Source organism: Aliagarivorans marinus DSM 23064 (assembly GCF_000429485.1).
Classification (GTDB): Bacteria; Pseudomonadota; Gammaproteobacteria; order Enterobacterales; family Celerinatantimonadaceae; genus Aliagarivorans; species Aliagarivorans marinus.
Genome location: NZ_KE386909.1, coordinates 328228 through 344414, shown reverse-complemented (window position 1 = coordinate 344414; position 16187 = coordinate 328228). Strand labels below are relative to the sequence as shown.

Annotated in this window: 12 protein-coding genes; 9 read left to right on the top strand and 3 right to left on the bottom strand. The window is 50.3% G+C overall.

Going from position 1 to position 16187, the window contains the following annotated elements:
* Positions 1-350 precede the first annotated feature (350 nt).
* A complete protein-coding gene (gene ubiU, locus G461_RS0121215) occupies positions 351-1349 on the top strand; it encodes a ubiquinone anaerobic biosynthesis protein UbiU (RefSeq protein ID WP_026973348.1) in 999 nt (332 codons plus the stop codon).
* A 9-nt stretch (positions 1350-1358) separates the two neighbouring features.
* The gene (locus G461_RS0121210) at positions 1359-2240 is read left to right on the top strand and encodes a U32 family peptidase (protein WP_026973347.1); all 882 of its coding nucleotides are present in this window, start codon (positions 1359-1361) and stop codon (positions 2238-2240) included.
* Between the two features lie 95 nt (positions 2241-2335).
* On the opposite strand, the gene G461_RS0121205 is transcribed toward G461_RS0121210, so the two are convergent.
* Complete coding sequence (locus G461_RS0121205; RefSeq protein WP_026973346.1) at positions 2336-3067, bottom strand: hypothetical protein; 732 nt, start codon at positions 3065-3067, stop codon at positions 2336-2338.
* A gap of 740 nt (positions 3068-3807) precedes the next feature.
* On the opposite strand from G461_RS0121205, the gene G461_RS0121200 reads away from it, so the two are divergent.
* Positions 3808-6315: an ankyrin repeat domain-containing protein gene (locus G461_RS0121200; protein WP_169727283.1), complete on the top strand. Its 2508-nt coding sequence runs from the start codon at positions 3808-3810 to the stop codon at positions 6313-6315.
* Between the two features lie 255 nt (positions 6316-6570).
* On the opposite strand, the gene G461_RS0121195 is transcribed toward G461_RS0121200, so the two are convergent.
* Positions 6571-7026 carry a hypothetical protein gene (locus G461_RS0121195; RefSeq protein WP_026973344.1) on the bottom strand — a complete coding sequence of 152 codons (456 nt, stop codon included), beginning with the start codon at positions 7024-7026 and terminating at the stop codon, positions 6571-6573.
* Positions 7027-7479: 453 nt separating this feature from the next.
* Here G461_RS0121195 and G461_RS0121190 point away from each other — a divergent pair, with 453 nt between their 5' ends.
* From G461_RS0121190 to G461_RS0121180, 3 genes are all read left to right on the top strand, one after another.
* The gene (locus G461_RS0121190; RefSeq protein WP_157360389.1) at positions 7480-8070 is read left to right on the top strand and encodes a hypothetical protein; all 591 of its coding nucleotides are present in this window, start codon (positions 7480-7482) and stop codon (positions 8068-8070) included.
* Position 8071: 1 nt separating this feature from the next.
* On the top strand, positions 8072-8680 hold the full coding sequence (locus G461_RS0121185) for a GNAT family N-acetyltransferase (protein WP_035480970.1): 609 nt from the start codon (positions 8072-8074) through the stop codon (positions 8678-8680).
* 92 nt (positions 8681-8772) lie between these two features.
* Positions 8773-9444, top strand: a complete 672-nt coding sequence (locus G461_RS0121180; protein ID WP_026973341.1) for a hypothetical protein — start codon at positions 8773-8775, stop codon at positions 9442-9444.
* 14 nt (positions 9445-9458) lie between these two features.
* On the opposite strand, the gene G461_RS0121175 is transcribed toward G461_RS0121180, so the two are convergent.
* Positions 9459-10061 (bottom strand): hypothetical protein, encoded by a 603-nt coding sequence (locus G461_RS0121175; protein WP_157360388.1) that lies wholly within the window; start codon positions 10059-10061, stop codon positions 9459-9461.
* A gap of 286 nt (positions 10062-10347) precedes the next feature.
* Here G461_RS0121175 and G461_RS0121170 point away from each other — a divergent pair, with 286 nt between their 5' ends.
* The 3 genes from G461_RS0121170 to G461_RS0121160 all read left to right on the top strand — a co-directional run bounded on the left by G461_RS0121170 (position 10348) and on the right by G461_RS0121160 (position 15689).
* Positions 10348-10755 carry a hypothetical protein gene (locus G461_RS0121170; RefSeq protein WP_026973339.1) on the top strand — a complete coding sequence of 136 codons (408 nt, stop codon included), beginning with the start codon at positions 10348-10350 and terminating at the stop codon, positions 10753-10755.
* A 184-nt stretch (positions 10756-10939) separates the two neighbouring features.
* Positions 10940-13114 carry a hypothetical protein gene (locus tag G461_RS0121165; protein WP_026973338.1) on the top strand — a complete coding sequence of 725 codons (2175 nt, stop codon included), beginning with the start codon at positions 10940-10942 and terminating at the stop codon, positions 13112-13114.
* A gap of 418 nt (positions 13115-13532) precedes the next feature.
* Positions 13533-15689 (top strand): hypothetical protein, encoded by a 2157-nt coding sequence (locus tag G461_RS0121160; protein ID WP_026973337.1) that lies wholly within the window; start codon positions 13533-13535, stop codon positions 15687-15689.
* Positions 15690-16187: the final 498 nt, after the last annotated feature.

The following is a 16187-nucleotide window of genomic DNA, read 5'->3' as shown; positions in this document are numbered from 1 at the left end:
ATCACCATTAACTGGCAATATGTAAGTCGATTGAGGAACTCAATCGTCGCGCTTTTGGGCAAACACCAGATTTGCATCTTCGCATCGAGCAATCAACTTATCACTCAACAAAATGCCTTTTTGTTGATTAATTGAGCACCAAATGACCGCCTATCTCAGTGAAAGACGCAGCAGAAAAAGCCGCAACGCGATCGGTAAAAATGTCTACCCACTGCACATTTCTCAACTTACACGGCGAAGACGTGCTGATTTATTCGCCTCCTTTGGATTTTTCTTAGCCAAGATCAAGCCGCTGAGCCCAGCTCACTTGCATGCTAGGTTGAACAGTAATCTCACGCACAAGGAAGACTATGGAATTACTCTGTCCGGCTGGCTCACTTCCCGCCGTGAAAGCCGCAGTGGACAATGGCGCGGACGCCGTATATATCGGCTTTAAAGACGCAACCAACGCCCGCCACTTCGCCGGGCTCAACTTTACCGGTCGAAAGCTGGATAAAGCGGTCAACTACGTGGCGCAGCATCGCCGCCAACTGCATGTGGCCATCAACACCTTTGCCCATCCGCAGGAAAGCCAGCGTTGGTTCGATGCGGTCGACAAAGCGGTCGACATGGGCGCCAAGGCGCTGATCCTCGCCGATATTGCCCTGCTCGATTACGCCAGCGAGCGCTACCCCGACCAAGAATTGCACCTCTCCGTTCAGGCCTCTGCCACCAACACCGCATCGATTGCCTTCTATACCCGTAACTTCAATGTAAAGCGGGTGGTGTTGCCAAGGGTGCTATCGATTCATCAAGTTAAACAGCTAGCGCGCGCCAATCCCGATGTGGAGCTGGAAGTGTTTGCCTTCGGCAGTTTGTGTGTGATGGCCGAAGGGCGCTGTTACCTCTCTTCCTATCTAACCGGTGAGTCGCCCAACACCGTAGGCGCCTGCTCACCCGCCAGCTTTGTGCGCTGGCAAGAGACGCCACAAGGGCTGGAGTCGCGCCTTAACGACATCCTGATTGACCGCTATCAAGCCAATGAAACTGCGGGCTACCCGACCCTGTGCAAGGGCCGCTTTGAGGTAGACGGTAAGCTCGGTCATGTGTTGGAGCAGCCCACCAGCTTGAACACCTTAGAGCTGCTCCCCGAGCTGTTCGCCGCCAATATCGCGGCAGTGAAAATCGAGGGTCGCCAACGCAGCCCAGCTTATGTGGAGCAGGTGACCCGAGTGTGGCGTCAGGCCATCGACGCCTATCAGCAATCTGAATCGACATTCCAGCCAAAGCAGCAATGGATGGAACAACTGGCTAAGCTTTCAGAGGGGAGCCAAACCACCCTCGGCGCGTACGCCAAGTCATGGCAATAGGAGATCCTCATGAAATATGCACTAGGTCCCATCCTCTATTACTGGCCGAAAAAGCAAGTTGAGGAGTTCTATCAGCTGGCCAAAGCCAGCAACGCCGACGTGATTTATATGGGCGAAACCGTCTGCTCGAAACGGCGCATGCTACGCAACGGGCAATGGCTCGATCTTGCCAAAGAGGTTGCCCAAACCGGCAAGCAGGTGGTGCTATCCACCATGGCATTGATTGAGTCCCCCTCCGAGCTGCGCAATATGCAGGCCTTGGTCGATAACGGCGACTTTATCGTTGAGGCCAACGACTTCAGCGCCATCGATCTGGCCAAGCAGGCCAAGGTGCCGTTTGTCTGTGGCCCCTCGGTGAATATCTATAACGGCTCAGCCCTTAAGCTATTGGTCAAGCAAGGCATGCAACGCTGGGTGATGCCGGTGGAACTGGGCCGCGACTGGCTGATTCGACTACTCGATGAGTGCAGCAACCTTGGTATTCGCGAGCAGTTCGAGGTGGAAGTGTTCGCCTTCGGCCACCTGCCACTGGCCTACTCCGCCCGCTGTTTTACCGCCCAGTCTGAAGGCCGCACCAAGGATGAATGCGAGACCTGCTGCATTAAATACCCGCAAGGTCGCCCAATCGTCAGCCAAGAGCAACAGCGGCTATTCCGGCTAAACGGCATCCAAACCCTCTCCAATGACTGCTACGACCTGATCAACGACCAAGCCAGCATGGGGGGATTAGTGGATGTGCTGCGACTCAGCCCCATCGGCATCGACACCATCGAGCATCTAGAGGCCTTCCGCCAGCAAAACGACAAAGACCGCCCCTTCCCCACACCCGATACGGTGAACGGTTATTGGCATAAGCTGGCGGGGATTAGACAGAGTGAGGATGAGGCCTAGCAGATTTAGGCACCGGAGAGCTAGCCATCGTCATTGCCAGAGTTTACGTTTAAGCCCTATAGTCAAACCACAGGGCTTGTACTCTAACGAAGCAGTTACTGGCTCAATGTTCGAAGAGCTGACCGAGACATGGTAGTAGAACGAAGACGATCATCAATGACTACGCCAGCTTCAAGCTCTTCCATCGAGCGACTAATCTCCAGACCGTTACCACAAAAGGCTGTAGCACTCGTATGACCAAAGCTATAGATAGCCACCGACTTGATGGTTAAACAGTGCTCTTCCGCCAGAATTACCCGTGCGAACTCAGTGAGTAGTTCTCTGCGCTTATCGTCGCCATTGGCTGAGCGGGTAATCTCTCCTTCCAGCGAAAACAGCCGCCAGTCGTTACCATCAGCCGCTAGGTTGGCTTGCTCACCATACAGCGGCTCAAGTTGATGGGCTTGATAAACACTCCAAGTTGCTCGAACAAAGCGTTCATTCAGCTCAGCCACCTGCACACCATATTCCAGGTCAGCACTCCTAGTTGGATAAAATACCGTGGAGGTGCTGATGCCACGAGGCGCATCATTTGGCACCTCCCGCAAGCGCAACGGCCTTGAAAGGTCGATATCAAATCGAGTGACGAGTTCCTGAATAGCCTGTTGGCGCGCCGCATACTCTTGGTCACTCTCTATATTAACCATAATATCTGACGTACTTGGCTCCTCAATAGGGGTTGCCGAAACGAGCTGATACTGGGTTTCGGTAGCATAAGCCAGAATAGTTAGGGAGCTCAGCACTACGCCGAGCAAGGTAATGGGAGCAGGTTTAAACAGCGAAGGCATTGGCTTTCCTTTGGTAAGAGACTGGGATTGATGACTCTCTATCCGTAATTAACGACTTGATCAATAGAATCATCTACTTTCAGCTCAGAATGCAGACTAAACTACTAAAACATAGCAATTTAATCAACGTAAGCACTTGTTTATACGGCAATTACTTCTCTAATGCCACAACCCGGCATGCACATGTATCAGGCTCAATTCACTTCTCACTGAAATGGCGAAGCTTAAGCTAGAAAGGCTGCCCTTTAGCTTTTATCCCTATCATTCTGAGGCTCCCCCAGACCACGCTGTCGCCTGTAAATCCGATAGCCACGCCCCATCACTCTAGCAAAGCCTGACTTTTCCTAACGACACAACGACAACACCAACGTTTGCTGACGAAATGCACGATGGCAACTCGAGTCGGCCGCATGCTTATTACCACGCGACTATAGATAAAAATTAGAGACTAATTTCACTAACCAATCCGTTACTTCGAAGGCATAATCGCGTCAACTACATATAGCTACTTGTTTATCTTAATGTTTTCTCGAAGTTATCCTCGTTATTTTCGCTTATTTCCAGCCATTATTCTTGCCAGCTTTATCTCACTGACAACGTCGGTTTTTGCCCAGAGCACCTTTGAGCCTAAGGCCCTTGATTTGGCCAGACTTAGATATGTCGCGAACGAACACCCTGTCCTAGCCCTTTTGCTGGAAGAGGACCTTGCAGGCCTACAACAAGCGCTCACTGAGGATGGAGTGGATCCCGATCGCCTTTACTCGTTGGGTGACCAGTTCGGACTGAGTCCGCGCCTTCAAGGCCTTTACTCGGATACCGGAAGCTTACTCCACTTCATTGCGCGCTTTTCCAACAACCCGGCATTGATTGATGTCGTACTGGACGCCGGTGCCGATATCGAAAGATATAGTCGTTATTCCCTGAGGCCTCACTCACCGTTGGTCGCTGCCGCCATCGCAGGTAACTTAACCATCGCCCAGCATTTGATCGCCAAAGGGGCCGATAGCGATAAGCTCGCCGAACTCCTCCACTACTACTTTGACAAAAAAACACTGCAAGACAACTTGGACGTCGTCGAAAACGTACTTGAGATAGGTGTTCCGCTAGACTTTGTACACGCGGGTTCTTGGGGGCCTAATAGCCGGTCACTGCTTTCTAGATCGCTGAGGTATAAAGACTATGATCTAACCGGTAAATTACTTGAGCATGGAGCCAGTTTCGAGCCAGGCAATGGTCATAGCATTCTCTACACTGCACAACAATACGAATCTAAATACGTCGCACAACTGTACCACGCAGGCGCTAGACTAAGCCCTGATGATCCCGCAGGTAGCCTCTATAATCAGATCAACTCGCCAATGGAAGGCGTCGACCCAGCGTGGTTTCTGACACCTGACACCGCCAACTATCGAAGCGACTACGGCACCGCCCTAGCCTTAGCATTTGCCAAACAGCACCCGCTGCTAGATGACATCTTAGCCTTGGCCGATCACGAAGCACTGCGCGCCCTGTACGCCGCGGTGTTATACGGTGACGAGCAACGGGCGCTGAAACTTCTGGAAACCACCACCGATGTTAACCAGGAGTCGCGCCAAAATGGACACGACCTCAATGGCGCTCAACACTTGTGGGGCGACACCCCGCTAATGGCAGCCACCAAAAACAATAACTACCGGCTAGCAAAAGCGCTACTTGCAGCCGGTGCAGACCCGAACCATGCCAATGGCTACGGCTTGGCCCCTTTGCATCACTCGGTCAGCGCAGAAGATAGCGCAGTAACCCAATTGCTGCTGGCTCACGGAGCAGATCCCAACATCATAGAATACACTGAGCGCGGGACAGGTCGACGCCTTCAACCGGCAAACTACGCATCTGAAGCAAACCTTAGGCTGCTGCTAGCTGCAGGAGCAGAGCTGAACCCAGTCGATCACGACTCAGCGTTGATTGGCGAAGTTAGATACGGTGACGAAGTGTTTATCAGACGGCTTGTTAACGCTGGCGCTAATGTAAATCATATCGTCAGCTCAAGCCGCAGTCCGCTTAGGGTAGCGATTGAGAATAATGATATGGACAAGGTGAAGCTACTGATCGAGCTCGGAGCCGATCTAAATCTACAGAATGAGCAGGAGCACACCCCAGCAATCTCTGCAATTCATAAGGTAACTTCATCAACTCTGCAGCAACTTTTTGAGCTAGGTTTGGACCCGCATCTCGTTGGCCGGTGGGGCCTTCCGCTAATCGCGGAACTGGCATTAAATAACGACACCAACCTGTTGCGCGAGACCTTACAACAGTTTCCTGAACAGCTAGACCTTGCTGATGACAAAGGCCAAACCCCTTTAGCACTAGCCTTATTAAACGGCCGTTACGAGCAAGCGCAGATACTACTGCAAGCAGGGGCCGATGTGAACGTCCGCAACCATAAGCACAGCAGCCTACTGGACATGTCGCTAAGTGCTCGTAGAAACCACTCGCAAATGTGGACCTTGCTGCATCAGTACGGCTATGACTTTATGCAAGCCCACGACGAGCACGCCAACAGCTATCAATATCTATTAGCTGAAGAGTCTGATTTGCTAACCGCTTGGCTGTTCGGTGCATTCTCCAGCAAGCGCTCGGAGCTTCTCAAACAAGCTTGGCCTGCTCTTAAACAGCGCCAGGCTGAAAATGACAGTGATGACCCGCTAAATAAGCTTTGGCAACGGATGTTTAAGCGCAGTTTGAGTGGAGAAGGGAAAAAACTTAGCCTGCTAATAGAGCTAGGGCTAGATCCTAACACCCGCATGCCGGAGCCGAGTTCACGCAGTGATCAAGGTCCGCAAGAGAGCTTGCTACACCACTTGCTGCGCCAGAGGTGCAATAACACGATTCCCTTGGCAACATTGCTAGAAGCGGGTGCCAGCCTCACTGCCACCAATCATCAAAGACAAACGCCACTTGTCTTTGCCAGCGAGAAAAGCTACCGCTGTGCCGAGCATGTAGCAGCGTTACTTGAGGCAGGTGCAGATCCCACGCCAATAATGAACGATATGCCACTTCTAAAGCAGGTTTATCAACTGCAGCCAGCACTACGTGAGCCCATCGACCTCCATCGCAAGCGCTATGCAAACACTCTCTACCGCTGGTACTACAACGCGGTTTACGTTCACCCTACAGATAGCGCATTGATGTTAGGCTTTATAATCTTTCTCATCATTTTCGGGATCTATATAAGAGGGGGAGATTCCAAAGCTACGCCAAAAGACTAGATGAGTTAAAAGAAGAAGCAGCCTGCTCCTCCCTTGTCCCAAGCAAATAACTACGTTTGCAAGATGAGCGTTGGGCAGCCACTAGCTTGAGGAGCCCTGCCACTGTTGGTTAGCTTCGCTATTGTTCGGGTATGAAAAACGAAGCAGTATTGCGGCCCGTTTCTGGGATCAGCTAATCTTCGCCACCGCCTACGCGCTTAACCTCCGCGCGTGGGTGGCAGGCAGCTCTCTAGCGCGTTGTCAATGCAGATCCCATTACTTGATACAGCTCGCCACACCTTTCGATATCGAGCGGAAAAGCACCACCATCATGGCCAAAGCCAGAAACTCGTAAAGCCCTATCAGCAGCCAATCCGGAAGTCGTAGAAAAGGATCGATACTGTACAAAACTATCAATCCGGTCCAGAACGCAACAACGGAGCGAATGTACGCAGGGAACCCTAGCACCCCTAAGTTATCGAGCACTGAAGGGCCTGCCAACGCCCGACTTTTGCAATAGACATCAAAGACACCCCAGCAGTAGACAGCAATCAGTAACAGGGTACGGGCTAGCGACAGATAAATGACCTGAGAGCCGATGTAATACCCTAAATAACCATTGTACAAGGTGACAATAACCAATGTTGCCAGGTAGTACTTGGCTTTGGTTGCTTCATTGATCTTCCCATCGTTTAGCTCTCTTGCTAGTCGTTTTACATCCCAAAAAATCAAACCACTTCTTCCTATACTGCATACTTAATCGACTGTTTTAGCGGGGAAATATTCATGTGGATACGCGAAAACAGAATCCGGAAATAGTGGCAAATCTGCCAAGAATAATCCATGACCATTTGCAGCTTCTGCAAATAGTTCAAATTACATACACACTTGTTGGAGTGGCTGATTATTAGCCAAACTCCACACATACCAATGGCTATAATTTGGCCAATCGTTTGCTCTAATTTTTACCCTAACCTTTGCCCCAATAAAGATTCGTCCAGAATTAGATTTCATCCATTACTGGCAATGGTAAAATGGCTGTCTTAATTAGAATGAAAATTAAGCGTTTTTATTTCATTTAGATAATGTTATTCGCCAGTCAAAGAAAGCATAGGTTTTGCTCTCTTGGCGGCTTTAGAAAAACAACAAAAAACTATAACTCTCTACCAATCTCTATACCTCACCATGAACTTAAAAAAATACAAACTTCATATATTTGGTTTTTTAGTCACCACCTACTACATCATTTGGTCAAGACTGGGTGACCTGCATACCGCATCCACCATCTTTGTCACCGTTGCTACCATCGTTGCCGGTATCTCAATATGGATCCAACTAAAACGCGACTGCGATCTGAAAGAAGCGGAGTTCCTACTCGGATATAACAGCAAATTTATCTTCGACTCCAACCTGACCGATGTGCAACAGATACTCGAGCAGCATCGCAACGGTGTGATTCCCGACTCGGCAGTTGAAGACATGGACCGACAGCAGCTCATTAACTACATCGTATACCTTGAGGCGCTTTCACCCTTAGTGAAAAACTCGATACTCAATATAGAGACCATGGACAACCTCTACTCCTATCGTTTCTTCTTAGCGGTTAACAACCCAGTAGTGCAGAGAATAGAGCTGGTGCCAGAGGCCGAGTATTACAAAGGCTGCTTTAACCTTCACAAACAGTGGGAGCTGTTTAAAAAGAAAAACAACATGCCTATCTTGATGGAAAGCTCATCACTGCGGTACACCGAAGTCTATGAACAGATGTCCAAATAATATGAGCGAAAGCAGAATAAAAATCAGACACGCTAACTCCAGTGACAACCTGTTGGACATCGCTGAGCTAGTCTACGACACAGACCCCATCATCTACCCTGAAATCGCAAGCTGCAGAGATACAGCGATCGCCATTCTTGCAGCGTTGATCCGCGTAGACTGCGGCCCCTATTGCCTGTCAAACATCCTGGTGGCAGACATCGATGGGCAAATCGCCGGTATATCAGTGTGCTTAATCGAACAGCGCCCTTGGGTTAAGGAGCTTGTCGCATCCGCCTACCAAGCCCAAGGGGTGCCTTTTACAGACACAGAAAAGTACGTGTTTAACGAGTACTTTTACTCGCTCAACGAGTACTTCGATGACCAAACAATCTACATATCGAATGTTTGTACCAAGCCTGAGTACCGAGGGTGTGGTGTCGCTTCAAACTTACTGAATTATATCAATCGCTTGAAAGGATCAAGCGCGCTACACGTGTTAGATGACAACGCCAACGCGATACGCGTTTATAAGAGCCTTGGCTTTAAGATAAGCAAGCACGAGGATGGGTTTGCCGCCTCAGGTCAGCCCCGGCCTACATGTTATTTGAAGCAGTATTCTGCGACCTAGTTGATGCAAACATATACAGCATCTACACCTCCAAACAACGCTCACTCTTAGTAGTTAGAGCAACCACGAAAACACAAGAATCAAGGCTTACTATGGATTATAAGAATTGGATAATACTGATCCTTTTGGCGATTATCATCAGCACTTTGCATACCGTTGATATGCTATTTATGGAATGTCCAAGCTACATAACCAACCTCTTATCAGACTTCGAAGTATGCTATATCCATGGGTTGGTTCCAGTGACCTATTTCAAAGTACCGGAACATACCTTTGTTCAATCCTTCGAGCACATCATGTTGGTGATACAAGAGACTGGCACGGCAAGCTACCAGAATGTTACCGGCCTCATAGACGCGGTTCTCGCTTACGACCCATCAGCCTCAAGGCGTCAATCAACTTACCAGTGGCATCAATCGAAAGCGCCGTTAGATCAGATTTTTATGTCTATGTTCTACAGCTTGTACACCAAGGTGTTTGGCAGCATTTTTCCCATGTTACTTTATGTCGTTGAGTTTATCGCGAAAGTGATTACCTTCTCTTTGATAGCCCTCGTCCACTTGTTTGTTGTCATCAAGACCACCATTGCAGTAACACGCCTAGGGTTTTACATTCATGCCATAACGTCAATGTTGCTGTGCGTGCTACTGCTGTTGTTTCTAGAACGATCGGCGATCTTTTATACCAACCCTTGGATTATCTTGGTGACTGCCATCTTCACCGGCTATGTGTGCTGTTATACCCGGGAAGATAAAAAGACCTGAGCGCTCAGGAAAGGCTACGCAAACTTACTGAGTATCGCTTGCATCCATAAAGACACCGAGTGTCCAAAGAGAACTGCAGCGGGGAAGTAAGTCATCACATGGAGGTAGCGGACATTTTTCGTCGCGGCCTCCTCACTCTTGGCATTTCCTACGGCTTTGAGCGCATACACATTCAGCAGGCGCATCAGGATGTAAGCAATCACCAACAGCACAAGCAGAGGTAATGCTAATTCACACAGATAGGCGAGCAGCGCTTCGCCAAACTTACTGATAAAGCCCTTAGACTGAGCATATCGATTAAAGAAAAAGTGAGAGAGAAGGTTGAATGTATAAGGGTAAACTTTCAGCCAAACGATCGCGGTAATAAATACCGAGCTAATCATCACAGTTGAAGTGTGAATACAATTGAGCAGGTAGGTCGTATCTGGCGCATCATCTCTTGCATAGAACGCCTTGGGAAAGAACTTCTCCAGCGCAATGAAAAAGAGCATGGGGTAGATTAACCTTCCCGACAAAGGTCCGGTTAGATTGGGTATTTCAATTCCTAGCTGCGGAGAAAAGAAAGAGAGCAGCCCTGATAAGATTGCGGCCACATAAGCAATATGTCTGAGTTTCATTTGAGGTATCGAGCGGTGTAGGTGTTGAGGTTATTTATTAGTCGCCGTTATTTAATATGCGATAACGTGCACTGCATATTACACTGCGACCAAGCCCGCGTCCAAGCTTATGCCCTGTTTAGATTCTGCCCATTACAGCTATCGGGTATCATTGTTGAGTCGAATATTTTAGAAGCACCTGAGAAGAATTAATCACATTAAATGAACAGCGTTACCCCTTACTTGTGTCGCCGCATCTCAGTTGCGCTCGCATACCCTTTCCCCAAGTTAAAGTAATCACCCACTTATGGACTATTTTCACATAACGCTCATCAGATTTGTCTGCTCACTGTTTGTAAACGGAGGGGTGGCACTTGCGACCTTCGCCATTACAGGGGCGGCCGCTTGGCAAACAGAGTCATGGTTGTTTGATACCATCCGCGGCCTAAAGAGAGGCAACTCCTCCATAACTGCGATTGCCAACACAGCCCTTGTATTGCGAGTATTGCAAGTTGCCGCTATTTGCGCGCTCATTCTGTTAACGCTGGCTTTGTTTAGGCGCTGGCTTACGACCTCAATTTGGTGGTGGTTAGATGCAACAATCGTGATCTTTTGGCTGGTTCAGTTCTATCAAGCATCTCAGCGCGCATTCAACAGAAAAGGCGGCCTAAAGCGCTGGTATGGCGACCCAGAGTTTTGGAATGGCCGGAAATAGTATCAGACGCAGAGCTAGTCCCCAGTTTGTCGCAAACCGCTGTTAATACCCACGTAAATCAGCAAAAACCACCCACTTTCAGCGCCTGACACAGCTCATCACCAATTCATAAACAATTGATTTGAATATGGTTATAGCTACAAGGAGAATGGCTATCCGCGAGTAAATAGACCAAAGAAAATCCATGGAATTCATTATCTTTTTATTGAACCTGCTCATCGTGATTGGGTGGATCAGCAGGTTCTTTTCCAACCGCTCTGTTGAGAAAGACAACCAACGTATCCTAGAGGGGATTGCCCAAGGCACCCAGGCAGAGCCCCATAGAACTATCACCGAGCAAGAACAGCATGTCATCAACGAGCTGTTCAACTTTCCCTATGATGAAGACTTTGGCGTACGCGAAGTATCCGGCGAGGCCCATGCAGAGCAAAGTGGCGATGACGTGTTGGTGTTCATCAACGACGTTGCGGTATTAATTTTAACCCCAAGCTTGGCTGAAGCAGTGCAGGCTGAAGGAACCAACATCATTGAAGTGATGAAGCTGCGTGGTCAGGATCTCCCCGTCGCGTTATCCGTGAACTACCAAGCCCATCTCAGTAACGCGCTTGAAGAGCTCGAGATTGACCACGCACAGGATGACGCTAGCGCAACAGTAGACGCTGTATCTACCGATACCAGTGACACACATCCGGTCATTTCGCAGGATTCGGCGCAGGATTCGGCGCAAGCTGCCGAGGAAGCTACGCCCCCCAGCCGCCAGTTGGGTAAACGCGAGCTAAGCGATACTGAGAGCAACTTGCTAACTAAGAGGCTGGAGGCATGGACATTCTGCCTGCCTACGCTTATTGCCGCGCTCGTGATCATGACGATCGGGCACTCACGCGAGATGAGCTTTAGCCTGTTATACACGCTACTGGCGCTCAGCGGCATCGCCATCGCGGCATCTGGGGTGCTGTTCTACCTGGCCAAACGCCCGGTCAAAATGAGCGGTGAGGTCATCCGTATTCAGGCCACCGTTATGGAGGTGAGCAACCTTGGAGACAGGCTATTAGTTGAGATGCCGGGCCTTAACGGCGTACAACGCCTGCGACTTACCGCCGACAAGCGCTGGCTGCATCACCTGCCATGTGGTGTCGCAAACCACTTCGAGTATCACTCGCCGAGCCACACCCTGCTGCAAGTAAGAAACACCCACCTCGATGGACTCGGCGCACCACCAGCCGCTCAGGATAAAGCCAAGTATCAGTATCTTGCCGGGGGCTTGCTGGGCTTAGCCTTTGGTGTGGCAACCTTGGTTAGCTGGCCACAACTTGAAACCAACGGCTTGGTCGTCAGCCTTGACCAACAGCTAACGATTGGCGATGACGACAGCTGGCCCGACAGCATGCCGATAGGCTTGCAGCTAGCGCTGGCGCAACCGCGAAAGTGCGTCGACCCATTAGAAAACAGCAGCAATGCCCAAGTCTTTTGCCAGCGCAGCGTGGTCGACCCTGCCCATGAATACCAGACGATGACGCCTGAGATAGCTGCTGTAGCGGAACTGATTGATACGAAGACATTTAGACCAGAGCCCAATCGCGAGCAGCGCAGCCATTTGCGCTTTCTGGAGATGCAAGCCACCATCACTGGCCAAAGGTTTAGCGCGAGTGATGTGAACTATTACTGGGAAGGTAGAGACCTACATCAAGCTGTCATCCGCTTGAACCAGTGGTGTGAGCTTTCTCTCGATGAGTGCCAAACCATTAAAGAAGGTCTTATCACGCTCTATCCCAAGCTCTCAGGGCACTCCTGTGGTGACGATAACGCTGCATGCTGGCAGCATATGAGCGAACTCTCCGAGCAGAGCTACGACGAGTTCAAACATATCTACTTAAGACTTCCCTATTCGAGCACCGTTGTTGGTAACTTCCTATCGAATATCTTGAACAAGTTTACGCACACACAGTTCGCCGACTACCCCACAGCGAGTAACCCTGAGGGGCATAACGGCACTGAAACTAAAGGCGCAGAAAACAGCACAGAGGTCACCCTGCACTATCTAAGCAATGCGCCGCAGGCCGACACCGCGCGCAAGCGAATCAATGATGATCGCATGGGGCGCTTACGTAATTTCACTAGCTGGTATAACCATATGCTGGAGATGTTTGAAGCCTACCAACGTCAACCGCTGCACGGCGTGGTGATCGACTATCAAAACCACGATGGTAACATCGAGTTGTGGCTAGATGGCGACCTCAGCGTTGAGCATGCTAGCAAGCAGCTAGCGTTGGCGAGCTTGGTGTTGTTGAGCCTGCTGATTGCGGCGTGGGCAGGTTGGCGCGTGTATGCAGAGGGCCAAGCGAACATCCCGGTACGTTAACAAGCCATCGGCAAACGGGGCTGAGTGTTCGGCCAGCCCCTCTCCCGGCTACTCAACTTGTTCAACCTACCCAACCTCTCCAACCAACTCTACAGCGATATTGTAGGGGCCAACTATTCCCGGACTGTGAATACAAGTCGGTGTTCAGTTCTATCAAGCAACTCAGCGTGTATTCATCAGAAAGCTGGCCTAGGTGCTGGTATGACAACCCAGAGGTTTGGATTGGCCGGAAGTAGTATCAAATGCAGTGGTGGTCACCTGTATACCGCAAACCGCCTCGTATACCTTTGAAAATCGGCAAAAACCACCAACTTTTAGCTCCGAGCACGTTCATCACAAAATCATAAACAATTGATTTGAATATATTTATATCGGGAAAGAGAATGTGCACCCGCAAGTAAATAGACCAAAATAATCCATGGAAATCATCTTCATCTTGCTAAACCTAGCCATCCTCATTAGCTGGATAGCTAGGCTCTATTACAACCACGCTATAAAGAAGGGTAACCAACGGATCCTTGAGGGGATCGCCACCGGTACCCAGCAAGCTCCCCACCGAACCATCACTGAACAAGAACAGCATGTCATCAATGAAGTGTTCAACTTCCCCTATGATGCCGACTTTGGTGTGCGCAAGGTCTCGGGCGAGGCCCGTGTAGAGCAAGACGACAACGATGTGTCGGTGTTCATCGATGATGTCGTGATGCTACTGATTGCACCGAGTATGGCTGCGGCGGTAAAGGCCGAAGGGCAAAACGTCGTTGAGGTGATCAAGCTGCAAGGCCAAGAGCTCCCCATCGCGCTATCGGTCAACGACCAAGCCTACCTCGCAAACGCACTCGAGGAGCTGGAGGTTGACCCCGCATACGGTGAAGAGCACGCCGACGTAGGCAGCGACAGCGCCGATAGCCCCGACACGATTCAGGCAATTTCACAGGGTGCAGAGCCAGACAGCATTGAACCCAGCGCAAGCGCGGCGCCCAAGCCCAGCAGCCGCCTGTTAGGCAAGCGCGAACTGAGCGATGCTGAGAGCAACACGCTAGCAAAGAGGCTGGAGGCAAAGGCATTCTGTCTGCCTACACTTACTGCAGCTCTATTGATCATAACGATCGGACACTCATTCGAGATGAGCTTTAGCCTGTTGTACCTGCTGTTGGCACTCAGCGGCATCGCCATCGTAGCCTCAGGGGGGCTGTTCTACCTGGTCAAGCGCCCTGGCAAAACGAGCGGTGAAGTGATCCGTATTCAGGCCACCGTTACGGAAGTGAGCAAGCTCGCGGACTGCCTATTAGTAGATATGCCCGGCCTTAACGGTGATCAACGCCTGCGACTTAACGCCGATAAACGCTGGCTGCATCATCTGCCGTGTGGCGTCTCAATCTACTTTGAATATCATTCGCCGAGTCATACCCTTCTGCAAGTGAGAAACACCCACCTCGATGGGCTGGGTGCCCCACCAGCCTCTAAGGACAAAGCCAGATATCGGTATCTTGCCAAGGGTATGCTAGGCTTGGCCTTTGCCGTAACCACCTTAGTTAGCTGGCCACAACTTAAAATCAACGGCCTGATCGCCAGCCTAGACCAACAGTTAACGATTGCCGGTGACGATAGCTGGCCCGAGAGCATGCCGGTTGGTTTGCAACTAAAGATGGCGCAACCGCGAAAATGCATCGACCCCTTAGAAAATAGCAACAATGCCCAAACCTTTTGTCGGAGCAGCGTGGTCGACCCCAGCCACGAATACCAAGAAATGGTCCCTGAGTTAGTTGCTTTGGGAGAACTGCTTGATTCAAGGCCATTTAGACCAAAGCCAAATGACGAGCAACTCGACCGTCTACGCTTTCTGGAGATGCAAGCCACCGTCACGGGCCAAAACTTTCGCGCGAGCGATGCGAGATATTACTGGGAAGGCGCTGAACTTTATCATGCTGTCACTACCTTGAACGAATGGTGCGAGTTCGCTTTAGAGAAGTGCCAAGTAATTAAAGAGGGGCTTATCGAGCTCTACCCCAAACTCTCAGGAAATGCCTGTGGCGATGATAACGCCGCTTGCTGGAAGCACATGAGCGGGCTTTCCAAACAGAGCTATGAAGAGTTCCAATACATCTACGTAGACTTACCTTACTCTACCTGGATTGACGGTCAGTTCAAATCAAGTATCTATGACAAGCTTAGGCACCTGCAGTTCGCGGACTATCCTACTGCTACAAACCCGGAATCCCCAAGTTCTGAAATCCTAAGCCTTGAAAAAAGTGCAAAGGTCACCCTGCACTTTCTCAGCAAAGAGACACAGGCCGACGATGCGCGCAAACGAATTAATAGCGACAACGTTGGCTTCAAAACTTATTTCACTCATTGGTATAACGGCATGCTAGAGAGATTTGAAGCCTACCAGCGTCAATCGCTGCACGGGGTGGTGATCGACTATCAAAACCACGATGGCAACATCGAACTGTGGCTAGATGGTGACCTTAGCTATGAGCAGGCCAGCAAGCAACTTGCCTTGGCAGGCATAGTGTTATTAAGCCTGCTGATTTCCGCTTGGGCCGCTTGGCGTATGCGCCCCGAGGGCTAAGCGAATATTCCGGCACGCTAACAAGCCATCAGCAAATAGGGCTGTGACTTCAGCCCGTTACTTCGACTGATAGCCAGCAGCTCTTGCTGGCTATCTTGCACAACCCTTAGCTCGCTTAGCTAGGCTGGTGTTCGCTGGAAACACCGCCAACAGTTGCATGTGGGCTTTACCTGCCACAGCCTCTACTCGCACAGCCTAGCGCTAGCTTTCGACACGCTTTAACTCCCTTGCTATCAGTATCTTAAGGCCCATCGTATAGGCCAACTGCCGCCCCATTCTCAGGCAAGCTCGCGCTGATCTAGTGCAACAGCCCACGGCTGATTCAGCCAAGCCGAGCCACGCCTTCCCACCCTCCCCACAAACTGTGCATGTGGTACATTTTTAGCAGTACAAAATTCACCCACTGCACAACGCATTCGCAGCAATACTCATAGGCGTGGTTGGCACAGCATTTGGAGAGCAATACGGCAGTAACAAGGACTACAACATCGCACCGTG